At 69.4% G+C, this 20,071-nt stretch carries 18 protein-coding genes and 1 riboswitch; of the genes, 11 read left to right on the top strand and 7 right to left on the bottom strand.

Annotation, left to right across the window (positions count from 1 at the left end; genetic code table 11):
- The 6 genes from CS1GBM4_RS05790 to thiE form a co-directional block, all read left to right on the top strand.
- Positions 1-1,069: OmpA family protein (locus CS1GBM4_RS05790; protein ID WP_186417751.1), on the top strand; the 1,069-nt coding region annotated here is incomplete at its 5' end.
- Positions 1,070-1,173: 104 nt separating this feature from the next.
- Positions 1,174-1,479: a hypothetical protein gene (locus CS1GBM4_RS05785; protein WP_186417750.1), complete on the top strand. Its 306-nt coding sequence runs from the start codon at positions 1,174-1,176 to the stop codon at positions 1,477-1,479.
- 175 nt (positions 1,480-1,654) lie between these two features.
- Positions 1,655-1,855: a hypothetical protein gene (locus CS1GBM4_RS05780; RefSeq protein ID WP_186417749.1), complete on the top strand. Its 201-nt coding sequence runs from the start codon at positions 1,655-1,657 to the stop codon at positions 1,853-1,855.
- Positions 1,856-1,952: 97 nt separating this feature from the next.
- Positions 1,953-2,055: riboswitch (TPP riboswitch) on the top strand.
- A gap of 72 nt (positions 2,056-2,127) precedes the next feature.
- Positions 2,128-4,005: a phosphomethylpyrimidine synthase ThiC gene (thiC, locus tag CS1GBM4_RS05775; protein ID WP_186417748.1), complete on the top strand. Its 1,878-nt coding sequence runs from the start codon at positions 2,128-2,130 to the stop codon at positions 4,003-4,005.
- Between the two features lie 8 nt (positions 4,006-4,013).
- Positions 4,014-4,757, top strand: a complete 744-nt coding sequence (locus CS1GBM4_RS05770; RefSeq protein WP_210201538.1) for a hydroxyethylthiazole kinase — start codon at positions 4,014-4,016, stop codon at positions 4,755-4,757.
- On the top strand, positions 4,754-5,425 hold the full coding sequence (gene thiE / locus CS1GBM4_RS05765; protein ID WP_186417746.1) for a thiamine phosphate synthase: 672 nt from the start codon (positions 4,754-4,756) through the stop codon (positions 5,423-5,425). Before CS1GBM4_RS05770 ends, thiE begins: the two co-directional genes overlap by 4 nt.
- A 48-nt stretch (positions 5,426-5,473) precedes the next feature.
- Here the strand turns inward: thiE and CS1GBM4_RS05760 are convergent, their stop codons facing one another.
- From CS1GBM4_RS05760 to CS1GBM4_RS05750, 3 genes are all read right to left on the bottom strand, one after another.
- Positions 5,474-7,180, bottom strand: coding sequence for a hypothetical protein (locus CS1GBM4_RS05760; protein ID WP_186417745.1), 1,707 nt, complete (start codon positions 7,178-7,180; stop codon positions 5,474-5,476).
- 183 nt (positions 7,181-7,363) lie between these two features.
- Positions 7,364-8,419, bottom strand: a complete 1,056-nt coding sequence (locus CS1GBM4_RS05755; RefSeq protein ID WP_186417744.1) for a proline racemase family protein — start codon at positions 8,417-8,419, stop codon at positions 7,364-7,366.
- A complete protein-coding gene (locus tag CS1GBM4_RS05750; protein ID WP_186417743.1) occupies positions 8,416-9,594 on the bottom strand; it encodes a fumarylacetoacetate hydrolase family protein in 1,179 nt (392 codons plus the stop codon). The genes CS1GBM4_RS05755 and CS1GBM4_RS05750 overlap by 4 nt, the downstream gene beginning before the upstream one ends.
- A gap of 199 nt (positions 9,595-9,793) precedes the next feature.
- Here CS1GBM4_RS05750 and ugpB point away from each other — a divergent pair, with 199 nt between their 5' ends.
- From ugpB to CS1GBM4_RS05725, 5 genes are all read left to right on the top strand, one after another.
- Positions 9,794-11,113 (top strand): sn-glycerol-3-phosphate ABC transporter substrate-binding protein UgpB, encoded by a 1,320-nt coding sequence (gene ugpB, locus CS1GBM4_RS05745; RefSeq protein ID WP_186417742.1) that lies wholly within the window; start codon positions 9,794-9,796, stop codon positions 11,111-11,113.
- Between the two features lie 135 nt (positions 11,114-11,248).
- Complete coding sequence (gene ugpA / locus CS1GBM4_RS05740; protein ID WP_186417741.1) at positions 11,249-12,130, top strand: sn-glycerol-3-phosphate ABC transporter permease UgpA; 882 nt, start codon at positions 11,249-11,251, stop codon at positions 12,128-12,130.
- Positions 12,130-12,888, top strand: a complete 759-nt coding sequence (locus tag CS1GBM4_RS05735; RefSeq protein WP_186417740.1) for a creatininase family protein — start codon at positions 12,130-12,132, stop codon at positions 12,886-12,888. Before ugpA ends, CS1GBM4_RS05735 begins: the two co-directional genes overlap by 1 nt.
- Positions 12,888-13,736, top strand: a complete 849-nt coding sequence (ugpE, locus tag CS1GBM4_RS05730) for a sn-glycerol-3-phosphate ABC transporter permease UgpE (protein WP_186417739.1) — start codon at positions 12,888-12,890, stop codon at positions 13,734-13,736. Before CS1GBM4_RS05735 ends, ugpE begins: the two co-directional genes overlap by 1 nt.
- Positions 13,737-13,743: 7 nt before the next feature.
- Positions 13,744-14,823, top strand: coding sequence for a sn-glycerol-3-phosphate import ATP-binding protein UgpC (locus CS1GBM4_RS05725; protein ID WP_186417738.1), 1,080 nt, complete (start codon positions 13,744-13,746; stop codon positions 14,821-14,823).
- Between the two features lie 61 nt (positions 14,824-14,884).
- Here CS1GBM4_RS05725 and CS1GBM4_RS05720 read toward each other — a convergent pair whose 3' ends face one another.
- The 4 genes from CS1GBM4_RS05720 to CS1GBM4_RS05705 all read right to left on the bottom strand — a co-directional run bounded on the left by CS1GBM4_RS05720 (position 14,885) and on the right by CS1GBM4_RS05705 (position 19,949).
- Positions 14,885-17,038, bottom strand: a complete 2,154-nt coding sequence (locus tag CS1GBM4_RS05720; RefSeq protein ID WP_210201537.1) for a protein-disulfide reductase DsbD domain-containing protein — start codon at positions 17,036-17,038, stop codon at positions 14,885-14,887.
- Positions 17,039-17,119: 81 nt separating this feature from the next.
- Complete coding sequence (gene rfbB, locus CS1GBM4_RS05715; protein ID WP_186417737.1) at positions 17,120-18,175, bottom strand: dTDP-glucose 4,6-dehydratase; 1,056 nt, start codon at positions 18,173-18,175, stop codon at positions 17,120-17,122.
- Positions 18,172-18,750 carry a dTDP-4-dehydrorhamnose 3,5-epimerase gene (gene rfbC, locus CS1GBM4_RS05710; protein WP_186417736.1) on the bottom strand — a complete coding sequence of 193 codons (579 nt, stop codon included), beginning with the start codon at positions 18,748-18,750 and terminating at the stop codon, positions 18,172-18,174. Before rfbC ends, rfbB begins: the two co-directional genes overlap by 4 nt.
- Before the next feature lie 56 nt (positions 18,751-18,806).
- Positions 18,807-19,949 (bottom strand): anhydro-N-acetylmuramic acid kinase, encoded by a 1,143-nt coding sequence (locus CS1GBM4_RS05705; RefSeq protein WP_186417735.1) that lies wholly within the window; start codon positions 19,947-19,949, stop codon positions 18,807-18,809.
- Between the last annotated feature and the right edge of the window lie 122 nt (positions 19,950-20,071).

Here is a 20,071-nt window from a genome sequence, read left to right as displayed (position 1 = left end):
GCAGCCGGGCGCCGCGCCCGGCCAGGTCCAGTCGCCGGCGCCGTCCCCGGGTCAGGCCGGCCAGCCCATGCCTGACCGGCAGGGCCGCCGCGGCGGCATCGGGCTCGGCGGCGCGGCTGCCATCGGCCTCGGCGCCGCCGCGATCGGCGGCATCATGGCGACTCAGGGCGCGGATCGGCTCGACGAGGTCCGCCGCCGGCGCGAGGAGCGTCGCGAAGGCGATGTCACCATCATCCGCGAGCCCGGACGCACCATCATCCGCGGCGACGACGACCGTGCCGTCATCCGCCACGACGAGACCCAGCGCTTCCGCGATCTCGGCCTCGACACGCGCAGCGAGCGGCGCGGCGAGGAGACGGTGACGATCTACAACCGCCCGGACGGCACCCAGATCGTGACCGTGACCGATTCCGAAGGCAGGCTGCTGCGGCGCTCGCGGCGCGAGCGCGACGGCGGCGAGTTCGTGATGATCGACAATGTCCGCCGCGACGGGCCGCGGCCGCGTTTCGCCGAGGAGGTGGTGGAGCTGCCGCCGCCGCCGCTGCGCATCCCGCGCGAGCGCTACATCGTCGATGCAGAGCAGGCCGACGAGCGGCTGATCTACGAGACGATCCCCGCCCCGCCGATCGCGCCGGTGCCGCGCCGCTACACGCTCGACGAGGTCCGCTACTCGCCCGATCTGCGCGCCCATATGCGCAGCGTCGACATCGACACGATCAATTTCGACTCCGGCTCCTGGACGGTCACCTCCGACCAGGCCGGGCGGCTCCGGGTGATCGCGCAGGCCGTGCGCCAGGCGGTCGAGCGGGCTCCGAACGAGGTCTTCATGGTCGAGGGCCATACCGACGCGGTCGGCTCGGACGTCGACAACCTGTCGCTGTCGGATCGCCGGGCCCAGTCCGTCGCCGAGATCCTGACCCGCGATTTCGGCGTGCCGCCGGAAAACCTGACGACGCAGGGCTATGGCGAGCAGTATCTCAAGATCCAGACGCAGGATGCGGCGCGCGAGAACCGGCGCGTGACCCTGCGCCGGATCACGCCGCTGCTCACCGGCCAGAACGCCCGCTGACGGCGGCGACGGACCGGGCGGGAACCTGGCGTCCCGCCCGGGGTTGCCTCGTCAGGTCGGTTCGGGCCGCTCCGGTCGGCCCCCCCGCCGGAAAGGAGGCCGCCATGCGAAACAGCCCTTGGCTCCTGATCTGCCCGGTCCTCGCCGGCATGGTCCTCGCGGACGCCGCCGCCGCCCAGCCGGCGCCGGCTCCGCAGCAGGGCCAGGCGACGATGCAGCGCCAGCGCGCGCCGGGCGTTCCGATGGCCCCGAATGCCGGCGAGGCCCAGAACGCCCGGCCGGACGGCGAGCGCGCCCGGGCGATGCAGGAGCGCGACCGGCTGGCGCGCGACCGCTCGGCCGCGCCCGAGCCCAACCGCGAGGTGCCGATGCCCAAACCCGTCCCGCCGATCATGGCGCCGACCCGCTAGATCACGCTGCATTTGGACGAATCGTCCAAATGCAGATAACGTGAGCGATTCCAATCGTTTAGAGAATGTTGGACGCGAAAAGCCATTGCCAGTTCTTCGCATGCTCCAGCTTCGCGGCGTTCGATTCAGATTTGGATAAGGATCGTCGCCTAAGGCTCGCGGCGAGGAGCCCGTCATGAGCGAAGTCTCGGTCGCGATCGCGCAAAGCCTGGTCGGCATGAGGACGGCTGCGACGCGGCAGGCCGTGCAAATCGAAATGCTGAAGCAGAACGCCGAGTCCGAGCAGGCGCTGGTCGCGCTGCTCCGGCAGGCGAGCGAGCGGCAGAAGGCCCTGCTCCCGGCCGGGCAGGGCAGCAATCTCGACATCTCCGCCTGACCGTGCGTGTCCCGCGATGCCCGCGGCGCATGCCGGCGCGGCGCCGAAGCGTGGTCCTTTGCCGGTTGCGCGGCGCTCGCGACGGCTCTAACCTCCGCCCCGTTCCGAGGGGTGCTCGCAAGGGCTGAGATGGCGATGAGCCGAACCCGTCGAACCTGATCCGGGTCATACCGGCGGAGGGACTGGAACGCGGCTTCGCCAGAGCCGCAGACAGCGACTGGACCGTCAGACGCCCCGGATCTCCTGAACCTGAAACGGGAGGAGATCCTGACATGAACGCCCACGCCAAGCCGCAGAAGAACGGCGTCAAGGCCGCACCGCAGACGGTGACGACCGGCCCGATCATCGGCTCGCGCAAGATCTATGTCGCGGCGCCGGACCATCCCGACATGCGCGTGCCCTTCCGCGAGGTGGTGCTCACCAGCGAGGCCGAGCCGCCCGTGCGCATCTACGACCCCTCCGGCCCCTATACCGAGACCGACGCCAAGATCGATCTCAACGCCGGCCTGCCGCAGCCACGCCGCGCCTGGCTCGACGCCCGCGGCTTCGCGCGCGTTCCCGGCCGTGCCGTCACCGCCGCCGACAACGGCAATATCGGCGAGGAGCACCTCGTCCCGGCCTGCCCGGCGCAGCGGCCGATCCTCGAGGCCAAGCCCGGCCAGATGGCGACGCAGTACGAGTTCGCCCGGGCCGGCATCGTCACGCCCGAGATGATCTATGTCGCCCACCGCGAGAATCTCGGCCGCGCCGCCATGCTGGAGGGCGCCCGCGAGCGCCATGCCGACGGCGAGAGCTTCGGCGCCGCCGTGCCCGAATTCGTCACCCCCGAATTCGTGCGCGACGAGATCGCCCGCGGCCGCGCCATCATCCCGGCCAATATCAACCATCCCGAGCTCGAGCCGATGGCGATCGGCCGCAACTTCCTGGTCAAAATCAACGCCAATATCGGCAATTCCGCCGTGACCTCCGGCGCCGCCGAGGAGGTCGAGAAGCTGGTCTGGGCGATCCGCTGGGGCGCCGACACGGTGATGGACCTCTCCACCGGCCGCAACATCCACAACATCCGCTCCTGGATCCTGCGCAACTCGCCGGTGCCGATCGGCACGGTGCCGATCTACCAGGCGCTGGAGAAGGTCGGCGGCGATCCCGTAAAGCTCGACTGGGAGGTGTTCAGGGATACCCTCGTCGAGCAGGCCGAGCAGGGCGTCGACTATTTCACCATCCATGCCGGCGTCAGGCTGCCTTACGTGCCGCTGACCGCCAGCCGCGTCACCGGCATCGTCTCGCGCGGCGGCTCGATCATGGCGCGCTGGTGCCTGGCGCATCACAAGGAGAGCTTCCTTTACGAGCGCTTCGACGAGATCTGCGAGATCATGCGGCGCTACGACGTCTCCTTCTCGCTCGGCGACGGTTTGCGTCCCGGCTCGATCGCCGACGCCAACGACCGCGCCCAGTTCGCCGAGCTGGAGACCTTGGGCGAGCTCACCAGGGTCGCCTGGGACAAGGGCTGCCAGGTGATGATCGAGGGCCCCGGCCACGTTCCGATGCACAAGATCAAGGAGAACATGGACAAGCAGCTGCGGGAATGCGGTGAAGCGCCGTTCTACACGCTCGGCCCGCTGACCACCGACATCGCCCCGGGCTACGACCACATCACTTCCGGCATCGGCGCGGCGATGATCGGCTGGTTCGGCTGCGCCATGCTCTGCTACGTCACGCCGAAGGAGCATCTCGGCCTGCCCGATCGCGACGACGTCAAGACCGGCGTCATCACCTACCGGATCGCCGCCCATGCCGCCGACCTCGCCAAGGGCCATCCCGCCGCGAAGATCAGGGACGATGCCCTCAGCCGCGCCCGCTTCGACTTCCGCTGGGAGGACCAGTTCAACCTGGCGCTCGACCCCGATACGGCGCGCGCCTTCCATGACGAGACGCTGCCGAAGGACGCCCACAAGGTCGCGCATTTCTGCTCGATGTGCGGGCCGAAATTCTGCTCGATGAAGATCACCCAGGACCTGCGCGCCGAGGTTCAGGCGATGGGCGACAATGAGCGGGCGGCGCTCGAAGCCATGGCGTCGCAGGGCATGGCCGCGAAATCGGAGGAATTCCTGAAGAAGGGCGGCAATCTCTATCTGCCGGCGGCGGAATGAGCACCGTCATGGCTGCGGAACGGCTCGACGCGACCCGCGTCGCGGCCGTTCTGGCGCGCGTGGCGGAAATCCGCCCGCGCGTGCAGTGCCTCACCAACACGGTGGCCCAGAACATCACCGCCAACATGCTGCTCGCCTTCGGCGCGATCCCCTCGATGGCGATCCATGTCGACGAGGTCGCGGCGATGGCGGAGGGCGCCGGCGCGATCCTGATCAATATCGGCACGATCAACGCCGAGAGCGAGCTCGCCATCCCCAAGCTGCTCGAGGCGGCGCGTGACCGCGGCAAGCCGCTGGTCTTCGACCCGGTCTTCGTCGAGCTCTCGCCCCTGCGCCGGCACATCGCGCGCGAGGTGCTGCGCCTGCCGGGTACCCTGGTGCGCGGCAACGCCACCGAGATGGCCGCGCTCGCCTTCGAGCTCGCCGCCGCGCGAGGCGTCACCCGCGTCACCACCGGCAAGGTCGACCGGGTCGAGAGCGACACGGTGAGCTTCTCCGTCGCGCACGGCCATCCGCTGATGACGCGGGTCACCGGCATCGGCTGCGCCGCCGGGGCGCTGATCGCGGCCTGCTGCGCCGTGGAGGCCGACAGGGCCGTGGCGGCGGCGGCGGCCTTGACCGCCTACGGCATCGCCGGCGAAATCGCGGCCGAACGCTGCCGCGGCCCGGGCAGCTTCGAGGTCGAACTGGTCGATGCGGTGGCGGCGATGGACGCGGCGACGCTGGCCGACAGGATGGGGACGCACCGGTGACCGTCGACATCACGCTTTACGGCATCGTCGATCCGCAGATCGCCAACGGCCGCTCCATGGCCGACATGGCGCGCGCCGCCGTCGAGGGCGGCGCGACGCTGATCCAGTTCCGCGCCAAGGCCGAGACGACGCGCGAGATGGTGCGCGAGGCCCGCGCCATACGCTCGGCCCTGCACGGCACCAATGTGCCGCTGCTGGTCAACGACCGTGTCGACGTCGCGCTGGCCGCCGGCGCCGACGGCGTCCATCTCGGCGCCGACGACATGAAGCTCGTCGACGCGCGCCGCCTGCTGGGGCCGCGCGCCATCATCGGCGCGACGTTGAAGCATGAGGGCGAGTTGCCCGAACTCGCCGCGGCCAGGATCGACTATGCCTGCATCGGCGGCGTCTTCCCGACCGCTCACAAGGACAATGCCGATGCGCCGCTCGGCCTCGACGGCCTCGCCGCGCTGCGCCGGGCCGCGGCGCGCGCGCTCGGCACCCTGCCGGTCGGCGCCATCGCCGGGATCGACGCAGGCAACGCCGCGTCGGTGATCGCCGCCGGCGCCGACGGCGTCGCCGTGATCGGCGCGCTCTTCGGCGGCGGCGATATCGCGGCGGCGGCGCGCGATCTCAGGCACGCGGTCGAGACCGCGCTGTCGCAGCGCGCCGCGAATGCGGGCCCGTGACGGAAGCGCCGACGGGGTCGGCCGGAGCTGATCGCGTCCGGCGTCCGGTCAGGGCCTGAGATACATGTCCCAGCAGGGCGCCAGCGCGACCTTGCTGCGGCCCTCCAGCGCCTTGGCGAAGTGCCTGAGCAGGATCTCGCGCGCCGGGGCGACCGGGCATTTCGGCGCCAGGATCGCATCCACCTGCCGCAGTTGCTCGAGCATCTGCGCCTCGAGCTGTGGATTGTTGCGCTCCGGATCGATGCCGATCGGGACGTGGCGCGGCGGCCGCCGATCGAGCAGGCGGTTGAAGATGTCGACGAAATCGAGCGTGAAGAACCCGTTGAGGGTCCGCTTGCCGGCGTGCTCCCAGGCCTTGATCGCCTTGAGGCCCTGCTCGATCTCCAGCAGCCAGGTCGCGTGATAGTCGATCTCGGAATAGAAGATGAGCGAGGGCTGCTGCCCCTTCGCCGCGAGCTCGGCATAGGCCGGCCGGTATGTGGCGTAGTGCTCCAGCATGATCGGCGCCCGTTCGGCGATCTCGCGCTTGACGCTGATCCGTCCGAGCTTGCCGAGCCCGTCGACATCGAGCGGGCGGTAGATCAGGGAGCTGAAGCCGGCGCGGGCGCTGCGCTCGATGAAGATCAGCGCAGACGGGATCGAGACCACGCAGAGCAGCAGCACGACTGCCGGCCGCAGGCGGTCCTGGCTCCGGCGCCAGTCGAGGAGCAGCGCGAGCAGGATCGGCCACAGCCCGATGAACTCGAGGCTTCCCGTGTTCTGCGTCTCGAAGAAGGTCAGCGCCAGCAGGGCGACGGCAAGCCAGCCCGCCGGCGAGATGGCGATCTCCTGCAGCAGGGCGAGGGGCCCTGCTGCACGCCTCCGCCAGGCGGCGTAGACGAGCAGGCCGAGGAGCAGGAGCGTCGGCCCGATCACGTTGAACTTGAACGAGGCGACTGTCACGAAGCGCGGCAGCAGCGCCCCCGTGTTGAGCCTGAGCATGATCAGGATGTCGTCGACATAGGCCCGGATCAGCCCGCCGCTCGCGAGCTCGATCGAGGCGAGGAGGCCGATCACCGCAGCGGCGGCGAGGCAGGCCTCGCGCAGGCGCATCCGCCCGGTCAGCACGGCATAGCCGACCAGCATCGCGCCGGCGACGGCTCCGGTGACCTTGACCAGGAACAGCGTCAGCATCAGCGCCGCGACCAGCCAGGTCGTCAGCGCCCGCTCCCGCGAGAACATCAGCACGCCGACCAGCACATAGAGCAGCAGCGCCACATGCCGGTTGTAGTGGCCGTAGCCGTCGAAGCCGGGCAGCGGATAGAGGTCGTGCAGGTTGATCGGCAGCGAGGCGAAGAGCAGGAAGGGCAGCAGCAGCGCGAGCGCCAGCCCCCGCGAGCGCTGCGCGACATGGAAGACGAGCAGCGCCATTAGCGGCAGGGTGACGGGCAGCAGGCCCCAATTCGCCGTCAGCAGCGGATGCGCGTTCGGGAACAGCCGGTCGAGCCCTGCGACGAGATAGTAGCCGAGCGGGCCGACCGGCGCGAAGAAGTCGATGTTCGGGACCTGGCCCTCGCGGATGCGCTGGGCCGCGTCGAAATAGACCGCGGTGTCCCAGTAATGCGGGCCGAGCGGCAGCCGCAGCGGCAGGATGAGGGCGGCGAGGACGAGGCCGGTGAAGGCGACGAGCCATGGCGTCGGGCTGGCCCAGGGCCGGGCCGCGGCCAGGTCCTCTCCGACGCCCGCGCTGGTCGGCCGGTCGGTGCTCACGCTCATGGCTCGTTCCATCGTCATGCACGGAAAGGTGGCAGAAGAATCTTACCACGCCCCTTCCCGGCAAGATGAAAAGCGGGTTTACCTCGACCGGGAACGCCAGCACCCGCCGGAATTCGCGACCTTATACCGATGCCCCGTGGATAGGCGCCCCGCCCGCCGGGCGTCCTGCGCCAGCCCGTGCCGTCAGCCCGCCCGGTCCGCCGCGGATCCGGCGACCTCCGCGAAGCGCTTCGGCAGCGAAAAGCCGTGGCGCAGCGGATCCCCCGCCTCGATGACGAAGCTGCCCTCGCCGGCCAGGTGCGCCCGCCCGCCGACCTCGACCGTGACCGCGGAGGGAGCAGGCCCGTCGACCGGCCCGAGCACCCGGCCGGTGAAGGTGCCGCCGGTGATGCTGCGGATCCTGCGGCTCCGCCCGGCCTGGATCAGCCCCTTGGCGTGGTCGAGCGCCATCCGGGCGGTGACGCCGGAGCCGGTCGGCGAGCGGTCGATCTGGCGCTCGGCGAACACGCAGAGATTGAAGCTGTCCTGGTCCGGCCCGGCCTCGTCGGTGACGATCGTGCCGTAGAGGAAGCCGAGATCGGGCTCGGCCGGGTGCGTGATGCTCAGGCTCGCCCGGACCGCGTCGGTCAGCGCGCTCGCCGCCGTGACGATCGCCTCGACCGGGGTCCGCATCAGGTCGAGACTGAAGCGCGAGGCCGGCAGGATGCAGTAATAGGCGCCGCCATAGGCGATGTCGGTGATCACCCGGCCAAGGCTGGGCACCGCGACGGTGAGATCTCGCGCTTCGACGAAGGCCGGCACGCTCTCGAAGCTGACCGCACCGACCTTCCACCGCCGGTCCTCGCCGGTCTCGACCTCGCAGGCGAGGCGCAGCAGCCCGCAGGGCGCCTCGATGGCGAAGCGCGTCACCGGCGCGACGGCGGCCACCAGCCCCCGCTCGATCGCATAGCGGCCGAGCGCGATCGTCGCGTGGCCACACATCGTCGAATAGCCCTCGTTGTGCGTGAACAGCACGCCGAAGGCCGCTTCCGGATGGCTCGCCACCACCGGGATGACGCCGTACATCCCGTCATGCCCGCGCGGCTCCAGCATCATGGCGCGGCGCAGATGATCATGCTCCTCGCGCGCCTGCCGGCGCTTGTCGAGGATGCTCGCGCCGGTCAGCTCCGGATAGCCGCCGGTGACGATCCGCACCGGCTCGCCGCAAGTGTGGTAGTCGATATAGGACAGCCGCGTCACAGCAGCCCGCGCCTGGCGAGGTTCCGCATCAGATGCGAGGCGCCGAAGCGCCAGGGCTCGCACTCGTCGGTGCGGCGCATCCGGTTGACCAGAGCGCCGAGCTCAGGCGCCGAGATGGTGACGACGTCGCCGTATTTATGGGTGAAGCCGCCGCCCGGCGCGTCGCGGTCCTTGATCGGCGCGAACATGGTGCCGAGATAGAGCACCGCCCCGTCCGGGTACTGATGATGCGGCCCGATCATCTGGGCGGCGAGGTCGGCCGGGTCGCGGCTGATCTTCGCGATCGAGGACGAGCCTTCGAGCGTGAAGCCGTCCTCGCCCGCGACGGTGAGGCTCACCGTCGTCCTGCGGACATGGTCGAGCGAGAAATCGCCGTCGAAGAAGCGGATGAACGGGCCGATCGCCGCGGCCGCGTTGTTGTCCTTGGCCTTGCCGAGCAGCAGCGCCGAGCGGCCCTCGACATCGCGCAGGTTGACGTCGTTGCCGAGGCTCGCACCGACGATGCGGCCGTCCGAGGCGACGACCAGCACGATCTCGGGCTCGGGATTGTTCCAGCTCGAGCCCGGGTGCAGGCCGGCATCGGCGCCGGTGCCGACCGCCGACATCGGCGGGGCCTTGGTGAAGATCTCGGCGTCCGGCCCGATGCCGACCTCGAGATACTGGCTCCAGCTGTTCTCGGCGATCAGCACCTCCTTCAGCCGCATCGCCTCGGGCGAGCCGGGCTTGAGCCTGGAGAGGTCGTCGCCGATCAGCTTGCCGATCTCGGCGCGGATTTCGGCCGCCGCGGCCGGGTTGCCGCGCGCCTTCTCCTCGATGACGCGCTCCAGCATCGAGACGGCGAAGGTGACGCCGGCGGCCTTGACCGCCTGCAGGTCGACCGGCGCCAGCAGCCAGGGCCTGCCGTCGTCGCGACCGCCGGCCGGCGTGTTGGCGAGGAGGTCGGCGAGCGAGCCGAGGCTCTCGCCGCTCGCGGCGCGCAGCGCCGTCGCCGGATCGACGGTCTCGCAGAGATCGCGCATGGTCGGGAAGGCCGCGGTGATGTCGATCACCTGCTCGCCCTCCAGCCTGACCACGGACGGGCCGGCGAGATCGGGCCGCCAGACCCGGCCGGCCAGCGCGGCGCGGTCGGCGTCGGCGGGCAGGGTGTCGGCGGGCGTGAGCGAGAGCGAGGGCATGGCTGATCCGGCTGTGTGCAGTGTACAGGACGACGGAGAACAGCCGCTTCCGCAGGAAATCGCAAGTGCGCCGATGTGCGTCCACAGCGGGGCGCAAATGTCATCGTTTTGTCATTGAACTGTCGCCCCGGCTTCATGCTAGCTTGCGCACCAACGACAAGAACGCCCGCGTCGACCGGGGGCAGCGAGGGAGCAAGCCATGACTATCAGACTGAAGACCCTGACCGCGGTGGGCACGTTCGCGCTCGCCGCCGCTTCGCCGGCTCTGGCTCAGACCGAGATCCAGTGGTGGCATGCCATGACCGGCGCCAACAACGACGTCGTCGTCAAGCTGGCCGAGGAGTTCAACGCCTCGCAGAAGGACTACAAGATCGTCGTCGCCTACAAAGGCTCCTATCCCGACACGCTGAACGCCGGCATCGCCGCCTTCCGCGCCGGCAACGCCCCGCACATCCTGCAGGTCTTCGAGGTCGGCACCGCGACGATGATGTCGGCCAAGGGCGCGATCAAGCCGGTGCAGGACCTGATGAAGGAAGCCGGCGAAACATTCGACCCGAAGAGCTATCTGCCGGCGATCACCGGCTACTATTCGACGACGAAGGGCGAGATGCTGTCCTTCCCGTTCAACTCGTCCTCGATGGTGATGTGGTACAACAAGGACGCGCTGAAGAAGGCCGGCCTGCCCGAGACGCCGCCGAAGACCTGGCCCGAGGTGTTCGAGGCCGCCAAGAAGCTGAAAGGCGCCGGTTTCGACAAATGCGGCTTTTCCACCGCCTGGACGACCTGGGCCAACATCGAGCAGCTCGGCGCCTGGCACAATGTCCCGGTCGGCACCAAGGCCAACGGCTTCGACGGCTTCGACACCGAATTCCGCATCAACGGCGACCTCTTCGTCAAGCACCTGACCAATCTCGCCAACCTGCAGAAGGACGGCGTGTTCTCCTATTCCGGCCGCACCAATACCGGCGAAGGCCGCTTCACCTCGGGCGAATGCCCGCTCTTCCTGACCTCCTCGGCCTTCTTCGGCAACGTCAAGGCCAACGCCAAGTTCGACTGGTCGAACGCGCCGATGCCCTATTACCCGGACGTCCCGGGCGCGCCGCAGAACTCGATCATCGGCGGCGCCTCGCTCTGGGTCATGGGCGGCAAGAAGGCCGACGAGTACAAGGGCGTCGCCAAGTTCTTCACCTTCCTGTCCAATGTCGACCGGCAGGTGAAGCTGCACACCGAATCCGGCTATCTGCCGATCACCAAGGCGGCCTATGAGAAGGTCAAGGCCTCCGGCTTCTACAAGCAGAACCCCTATCTCGAGACCCCGCTGCTCGAGCTCAACAACAAGGAGCCGACCGACAACTCCCGCGGCGTGCGCTTCGGCGGCCTGGTCCAGATCCGCGACATCTGGTCGGAGGAGATCGAGGCGGCGCTGAACGGCCAGAAGACGCCGAAGGCGGCGCTCGACGCGGCCAATGAGCGCGGCAACCAGGCGCTGCGCCAGTTCGAGCGCACCGCGGCCCGCTGATCCCGAATGAAGCACTCCCCGTCATCCCGGACGGCCGCAGGCCGCTCCGGGATCCATCGGAGGCCTCCGCGCTCTACGATGGATCCCGGCGCTCCGCTGCGCTGCGGCCGGGATGACGGCCGCGATTGAGACCGCATGCAGAAATACGCTCACTTCAAGGGGCTGACGATCCCGCTGCTGCTGCTCCTGCCGCAGCTCGCGATCACCATCGTCTTCTTCTACTGGCCGGCGAGCCAGGCCGTCTGGCAGAGCTTCCTGCTGGAAGACGCCTTCGGCATCTCGACCGAGTTCGTCTGGCTCGAGAATTACCGCGACCTCTTCACCAAGCCCGAATACTACAAGGCGCTGCTCAACACCGGCATCTTTTCTGTCTTCGTCGCGCTGCTCTCGCTCTCGCTGGCGCTGCTCTTCGCGGTGATGGCGGACCGGCAGATCCGCGGCGCCGAGATCTACAAGACGCTGCTGATCTGGCCCTATGCGGTCGCCCCCGCCATCGCCGGCGTGCTCTGGATCTTCATGTTCGATCCCTCGCTCGGCATGCTCGCCCGCGGCCTGCACAGCCTCGGCATCTTCTGGAATCCGCGCCTCAACGGCAATGACGCGATGGCGCTCGTCATCCTGGCGGCGACCTGGAAGCAGATCTCCTACAACTTCCTGTTCTTCCTCGCCGGCCTGCAGTCGATCCCGAAGAGCGTGATCGAGGCCGCGGTGATCGACGGCGCCCGGCCGATGCGGCGCTTCTGGACCATCGTCTTCCCGCTGCTCTCGCCGACGACCTTCTTCCTGCTCGTCGTCAACCTCGTCTACGTCTTCTTCGACACCTTCGGCATCATCGACACGGTCAGCGGCGGCGGCCCCTCGGGCGCCACCGAGACGCTGGTCTACAAGGTCTATTCCGACGGCAAGGGCGGCACCAATCTCGGCGGCTCGGCGGCGCAGTCGGTGATCCTGCTCGCCATGGTCATCGCCATGACCGCCTTCCAGTTCCGCTTCATCGAGCGCAAGGTGACCTACTGATGGCCTCCGTGCTCTGGCAGGAACTCACCGCCGAGGAACTGCGCGAGAAGGCGGCGCGGGACGCCGTCGTCGTGCTGCCGGTCGCCTCGATGGAGCAGCACGGGCCGCACCTGCCCGTCGGTGTCGACACCATCCTGTGCGGTGGCGTCTGCAAGCTCGCGGCCGAGCGCGCCGGCGATGCCGAGGTCGTCGTCGCGCCGACCCTGTGGTGCGGCATGGCCGAGCACCACATGGCCTTCGGCGGCACCTTCACCTTCGACATCCCGACCTATCGCGCCGTGCTGCTCGCTTTGCTGAAGAGCCTGGAGCGCCACGGCTTCCACCACGTCGTCATCGTCAACGGCCATGGCGGCAACATCGCCGCGCTCGCCGCCTTCCTGCCGGACTTCGCCCGCGAGACCTCGCTCCAGATCCGCGCCACCACCTATTTCCTGCTGGCGCAGGAGGCGATGGCGCCGTTCATGGACGACCAGGTCAGCGTCCTCCACGCCTGCGAGGTCGAGACCTCGCTGATGATGGTCCTGGCGCCGGAGACGGTTCGGCAGGACCGCTTGCCGGAAGCATTCGGCATGCTGGGCGCCGACCTCACCGCGCTGACCCGCCCGACCGTCGGCCGCTACCAGCCCTTCCGCGAGATGACGCAGACCGGCGTGATCGGCGATGCCCGCAAGGCGACGGCGCAGAAGGGCAGGGCCTTCCTCGATGCCGCGGCGGAGGCGCTGGCGAAGCTTCTGAACGACCGCGGAGGGCAGGGCTGATGGTCGAGGACCGCCGCCTCGGCGACGCGATCGCCTATCTCATCCTGACGATCGGCGTGCTGATCGTCGCCTTTCCGGTCTGGCTGACCTTCGTCGCCTCGACCTGGGACAACGCAACCATCATCAACGGGCAATTGCCGCTCTATCCCGGCCCGCACTTCTTCGACAATTACTATCGCATCCTGTTCGTCGGCACCTCGGGCTCCACGCGCGAGCCGGTGGCGAGCATGATGCTGAACTCCTTCGTGATGGCGATGGCGATCGCGCTCGGCAAGATCTTCATCTCGGTGCTCTCGGCCTACGCCATCGTCTACTACCGCTTCCCGTTCCGGATGGCGGCCTTCTGGATCATCTTCGTCACGCTGATGCTCCCCGTGGAGGTCCGCATCTTCCCGACCTTCAAGATCGTCTCCGATCTCGGCATGCTCGACAGCTATCAGGGCCTGGCCGTGCCCCTGATCGCCTCGGCCACCGGCACGCTGCTGTTCCGGCAGTTCTTCATGACCATTCCGGACGAGCTGCTCGAAGCCTCGAAGATCGACGGCGCCGGCCCGTTCAAGTTCTTCAGGGACACGGTGCTGCCGCTCTCGCTGACGACGATCGCGGCGCTGTTCGTCATCCAGTTCATCTATGGCTGGAACCAGTATCTCTGGCCGCTGCTGATCACGACCAAGGACTCGATGCAGACCATCGTGATCGGTATCCGCAAGATGATCACCACCTCCGACGCCCTGACCGAATGGCAGCTCGCCATGGCCACCGCCATGCTCGCCATGCTGCCCCCGGTCTTCGTCGTCATCGCCATGCAGAGGCTCTTCGTGAAGGGCCTCGTCGAAACCGAGAAGTAGCCCGCCAATGGCTCAGGTCACGCTCAACAACGTCAAGAAGATCTATGCCGGCGGCGTCGAGGCGGTGAAGGGCGTCTCCTTCGACATCCCCGATGGCGGCTTCTGCGTGCTCGTCGGCCCCTCCGGCTGCGGCAAGTCGACCTTGCTGCGCATGGTCGCCGGGCTGGAGACGATCTCGGCCGGCGAGGTCGCGATCGGCGCCCGCGTCGTCAACCAGGTCGAGCCGGCCGACCGCGACATCGCCATGGTCTTCCAGAACTACGCGCTCTATCCGCATATGAGCGTCTACGACAACATGGCCTATGGCCTGCGCAATCGCGGCACGCCCAAGGACGAGATCGACAAGCGCGTGCAGGAAGCCGCCCGCATCCTCGCCATCGAGCCCTTCCTGCAGCGCCGGCCGCGCCAACTTTCCGGCGGCCAGCGCCAGCGCGTCGCCATGGGCCGCGCCATCGTGCGCAAGCCGCAGGTCTTCCTGTTCGACGAGCCGCTCTCCAATCTCGACGCCAAATTGCGCGTGCAGATGCGTGTCGAGATCAAGAAATTGCAGCGCGCGCTCGGCGTCACCGCGATCTACGTCACCCATGACCAGGTCGAGGCGATGACGCTCTCCGACAAGCTGGTGGTGATGAATGGCGGCCAGGTCGAGCAGATCGGCGTGCCCTCGGAGGTCTACCGCAAGCCGGCGAGCCGCTTCGTCGCGACCTTCATCGGCTCGCCGCCGATGAACCTGCTGCCGGCCAAGGTCGACGGCGCCGGCATCATCGCGCTCGGCGACGCCATCCTGCAGGCGCGCGACTTGCGCGAGGATCTGCCCACCGGTACGGCGGTCGAGGTCGGCCTGCGGCCCGAGGATATCGAGATCGCTTCGGAAGGCGCCGCCGGCTCGCTGCCTTTCGATGTCGAGTTCATCGAGGAGCTCGGCGCGACCCAGCTCTTCCACGGCCAGCTCGCGGCCAAGCCCTTCGTCATGCAGGCGGCGACCGGCGAGGTCGCGGCCCAGGCCGGCCGGCTCTGGATCTCCGTCGATCCCGACAAGGTCCACGTCTTCGACGCGGAAAGCGGCGTCAGGCTGGGGAAGGCGTGAGCGCGGGAGAGCCGCGACAGAGAGCCCCTCTCCTGGAAGGCGAGGGTTCCCAGCGCCCTGCTTATGATCGGCCCGCCGCCGTCTTCACCTCGCGCCCGGCGGCGCGTGCCGCCGCGCCGACCACCGTCTCCGGCGTCAGCAACTGCGGCAGGACTTCCGCCTGCGCGCCCTTCGTCCCGGGGTAGAACAGATAGAGCGGCACGCCGGCGCGCCCGTGCTCGGCCAGCGTCGCCGCGATCACGGCGTTGCGATTGGTCCAGTCGGCCTTGAGATAGGCGACGCCGAGCCTGGCGAAGGCGTCCCTCACCTCCTGTCGCGACAGCGCGACGCGCTCGTTGGCGAGGCAGGTGATGCACCAGGCGGCGGTGAAATTGACGAAGACCGGCCGCCCTTGCGCCTGCAGCTCGGCGACACGCGCCGGCGACCAGACGTCGGGACCGGCCTGCGCCGCCGGCTGGGCCGACGGCGTCGCGCTCTCGATCACGAAGCCGGAGGTCGCGGCGACGAGCAGGACGACCGCGGCGCCTGCCGCGATGCGCGAGCCCCGGCCGCCCCCGCGCGTCACGCCGATCAGCCAGAGCGCGAAGCCGGCGGCGAAGATCGCGACGAGCGCGGCGAGGGCGCCGTTGGCGCCGGCCTGCATGGTCGCGACCCAGATCAGCCAGATCGCGGTCGCGAACATCGGGAAGGCGAAGGCCTGCTTCAGCACGACCATCCAGCGGCCGGGCTTCGGCAGCAGCCGCAGCAGTCCCGGCGCGAAGGAGAGCGCGACGACGGGGGCGGCGAAGCCGAGCGCCAGCGCCATGAAGATCGCCAGCGCCGCGGCCGGCGGCTGCGTCAGCGCATAGCCCATCGCCGCGCCCATGAAGGGAGCGGTGCAGGGGGTCGCCACCACCACGGCGAGCACGCCGGTCATGAAGGCGCCGAGCGGGCCGCCGCGGCTGGCGAGCCCGTCGCCCATGCCCTGCAGCCTGCCGCCGATCTCGAAGGCGCCGATCAGGTTGAAGCCGATCAGCGTCATCAGCGCGGCGAGCAGGATGACGAGCGGCGGCGATTGCAGCTGGAAGCCCCAGCCGGCGCCGAGCGCGATCACCAGGCAGGCCAGGACGAAGAAGGTGGCGAGCACGCCGGCGAGGAAGACGAGGCCCTGCTGGCGCACCGCGCCGCGGCTGGCCTGCGCGAGCTGCGTGAAGCCGAGCGCCTTGATGAACAGCACCGGCAGCACGCAGGGCATCAGGTTGAGGATCAGCCCGCCGGCGAAGGCGAAGGCCAGCGCCAGGACGAGCGTCAGGTCCTCGGCCGGGGCCGGCGGCAGCGTCACCTTCGCCGGCGGCTGCGCCGGGGCGGCGGCGGCCTGCAGCAGCGCGGGCTCGACCTCGGCGCTGAGCGCGAGCGCGCGCCTCGCGCCGGCCTCCGCGAAGGTGACGACGCCCTCGATCGTCGGCGTCGCGACCTTGAAGGCGCTCGAGCGGTTGAGGGTGAGCGCGCCGTCCGCGATCGGCTGCTCCGCCGCATGCTCGATCAGCGTGTCGAGGATCGGGAAGAAGCGGACGTCGCTCGCCTCCGCCGGCAGGCCGGGCAGGGCGAGCGCGAGCTTGTCCTCGCCCTTCGCCGTCAGCCTGCCGGTGAAGCCGGCGGGCTTCGGCAGGGCGGCAAGCGCCTGCGCGATCCGCGCCTCTGCATCCGCGTCGGCCGCGCTGGTCGCGGCGATCGGCAGGTCGAGGCTGAACGTGCCCTCCTCGGGAATGCAGATCTTCTCGCAGACGAGCCAGCTCGCCTTGGCCGAGAGCGTCAATGTCTCGCCCGGCCTGGCCGTGGCGGGGACGGCGATCTCGACCGGCAGCAGCACGGTGCCCTCGAAGCCGAAATTGACGAGCGGCTCGACCCGCAGCGCCTTCGGCGCCGGCCACTGGATCGCGCCGGCGCTCGCGCCCTCCGGCAGCGTCCAGTTGATCCGCGTCGCCTCGCCGGAATCCCCGGGATTCTGCCAATAGGTATGCCAGCCAGACGCGATCTTCTGGACGAGCGCCACCTGGAAGCGCTCGCCCGGAGCGACGGCGTCGCGGCTCGACAGCAGCGTGGCGGCGACCCGCGGCGAGGTCACGGCGGCGGATTCGGCGGCGAGCAGAGGCGCGGGCGCCAGCAGGGCCAGCGCCATGACGGCGCGTTGCAGAAGCCGGATGGCGGCCCGGCGCGGGAGGCTCGTCGCGATCATGCCGATCAGATGCCCGTTCTGATCGGGAAAAGCCAATGACAAGCGGGTGATAGCGGCGCCAGGTCGCAGGCGCGGACGCCCTCAGCCTGTCCCGAGCCGCTCGCCGCGATAGACTCCCGAGCGGATCCGGCTCCACCAGTCGCGGTTCTCCAGATACCAGGCGACCGTCTTGCGCAGCCCGCTCTCGAAGCTCTCCAGCGGCCGCCAGCCGAGCTCGCGCGCGATCTTGGAGGCGTCGATCGCATAGCGCTGGTCATGGCCCGGCCGATCGGCGACGAAGCGGATCAGGCTTTCGCGTCGGCCGATCGCGGCATCGGGCGCGAGCTCGTCCATCAGCGCGCAGATCGCCCGCACCACCTCGATATTGCTGCGCTCGGCCCCGCCGCCGACATTGTAGCTCTCGCCGATGCGCCCGCTCTCGGCGATCAGCGCGAGCGCGCGGGCATGGTCCTCGACATGCAGCCAGTCGCGCACCTGGGCGCCCGAGCCGTAGACCGGCAGCTCCCTGCCCTCGAGTGCGTTGAGGATCATCAAGGGGATCAGCTTCTCGGGGAAGTGATAGGGCCCGTAATTGTTGGAGCAGTTCGAGAGCACCACCGGCAGGCCGTAGGTGTGGTGCCAGGCCCGGGCCAGATGGTCGGAAGCCGCCTTCGAGGCCGAATAGGGCGAGTTCGGCTGATAGGGCGAGGTCTCGCTGAACAGCCCCTCCGCCCCGAGCGAGCCGAAGACCTCGTCGGTCGAGATCTGGTGGAAGCGGAAACTCGCCTGCCCGCCCGGGGGCAGCGCGCGCCAATGCCGCAGGGCCTCCTGCAGCAGCACGAAGGAGCCGACGATATTGGTCTCGACGAAGGCGGCCGGGCCGTCGATCGAGCGATCGACATGGCTCTCGGCGGCGAGATGCATGACGATGTCGGGCGCGAACTCGGCGAAGGCCTGCCGCATCGCCGCCTGGTCGCCAATATCGGCGCGCAGGAAGCCGAGTCGCGGATCGTTCGAGACGGAGCTCAGATTGTCGCGATTGCCGGCATAGGTCAGCTTGTCCACGACCAGCACCTGATGCGGCGTCTGCCGGATCAGATGGCGCACCACGGCCGAGCCGATGAAGCCGGCGCCGCCGGTGACGAGATAGCGCTTCACGCGAAGTCCTCGTAGTGGAACGGGCTGGTGAAGTCGGCGAAGCCGGGCAGGACGGCGTCCTTGCCGGAGAGTTGCGCCTCGCCCGGTGCGACCGGCCAGTCGATCGAAAGCCGCGCGTCGTTCCAGACGAGGCCGCCTTCGGTCTCGGGGGCATAGGGGCCGTCGACCTTGTAGGCGACCTCGGTGTCGGGCTCGAGCGTGCAGAAGCCATGGGCGAAGCCGCGCGGCACGAAGATCTGCTCGGCGCCCTCGGCGGTGAGCGTCGCCGCGCACCATCTGCCATAGCTCGGCGATCCCGCGCGAATGTCGACCGCGACGTCGAAGATCGCGCCCCGCAGCACCCGCACCAGCTTGGCCTGCGGCGCCGGCGGCGCCTGGAAATGCAGGCCGCGCACCACTCCGCGCGCGGCGGAGAGCGATTGATTGTCCTGGACGAAGGCGGCGCCGATGCCGGCGGCGGCGAAGGCCTCCAGGTTCCAGGTCTCCATGAAGTAGCCGCGTGCGTCGCCGAACTTCCTCGGCCTGATCAGCACCACGGCCGGGATCGCGAGGGGCTCGAAGGCGAACTTGCTCATGACGCCCTTGAACCCTTCCCGGGGCGCGCCGTCAACGCCGCTGGAGCCCGTTCCGATCAGGTCGCTTCGGTCTGATCGGATCCGGCGCTCGCGATCCGCCCCCCCGTCATCGGCTCCGGCACGCCGGTGGTCAGCGGGAAGCTGATCGGCAGCCCGGCCTTGCGGCGCATGGCGAGGAAGGCGAAGCACTCCGCCTCGATCGCGTCGCCCCGCCAGCCGACCGCCTCGGCCGGAACGGCCTCGGCGCCGGTGCGGGCATTGAGCTCGGCCATGATCGCCGGATTGCGTCGCCCGCCGCCGCAGACGATCAGCCTTTGCGGCCGGGCCGGCAGGAGGTCGAGTCCGCGCCCGACCGCGCCGGCGGTGAAGGCGGCGAGCGTCGCGGCCCCGTCCTCGAAGGCGAGCCCCTCGGCCATGGCGGCGGTGAAATCGTGCCGGTCGAGCGATTTCGGATAGGGCGCGACGAGATAGGGGTGTTCGAGCAAGCGCGCCAGCCGCGCCTCGTCGACGCGGCCGGCCCTCGCGAAGGCGCCGTCGCGGTCCATCTCGCCCTTGCCGTGCTGCTTGATCCAGTCGTTCAGCGGCGCATTGCCCGGGCCGGTGTCGAAGGCGAGCATGTGGGTCGCATCGGCGAAGGCGCTGAGATTGCCGACGCCGCCGAGATTGAGCACGGCGGTCTCCGGCCCGGCCCCGATGCTGCGCATCAGCGCGGCGTGGTAGCTCGCGACGAGTGGCGCGCCCTGACCGCCGGCGCGGACATCGGCAGTGCGGAAGTCGTAGACGACGTCCATGCCGAGCTGGCGCGCCATCAAGGCGCCGTCGCCGAGCTGGCGGGTGTCGCCCTTGCGCTCCCGGGTCGGCGCGCGGTGCAGCACCGTCTGCCCGTGGAAGCCGATGGCGGCGACCTCGCCCGCGCCGATGCCCTCGCCGGCGAGGAAATCCGCGACGGCCTCCGCCTGCGCCAGGGTCAGGGCCCGCTCGGCGGCGGCGAAGATCGCCGGCTCCGGTCCCTCGAAGCGCCAGGCGAGCGCGGCCTGCACGGCCTGCGCCAGCAGTGCCCGAACCTCCTCGCGATAGGGCGCGAGCCGCCAGGGTCCGAACTCGGCGACCGCCTCGCCATCTGTACGGATCGCAGCGATATCGATATTGCCGTCGAGGACCGTTCCGGTCATCAGGCCGATCGCCCAGGCTGGCCGCATGCCTTGCTTCTCCGTCTCGTTCGGGCCGATGCCCGTCACAGGCCAGCTTCGCCCGTAATCCTGACCTGATTCCGTCCCAATCGCCGCTTACCCAAGGCAAACCTCCGCTGGAGACCGGCCAT

Source organism: Allobosea sp. CS1GBMeth4, assembly GCF_900185715.1.
Taxonomy (GTDB): domain Bacteria; phylum Pseudomonadota; class Alphaproteobacteria; order Rhizobiales; family Beijerinckiaceae; genus Allobosea.
The sequence above is the reverse complement of the archived record's forward strand: the minus strand, read 5'-3'. Positions and strand labels throughout refer to the sequence as shown.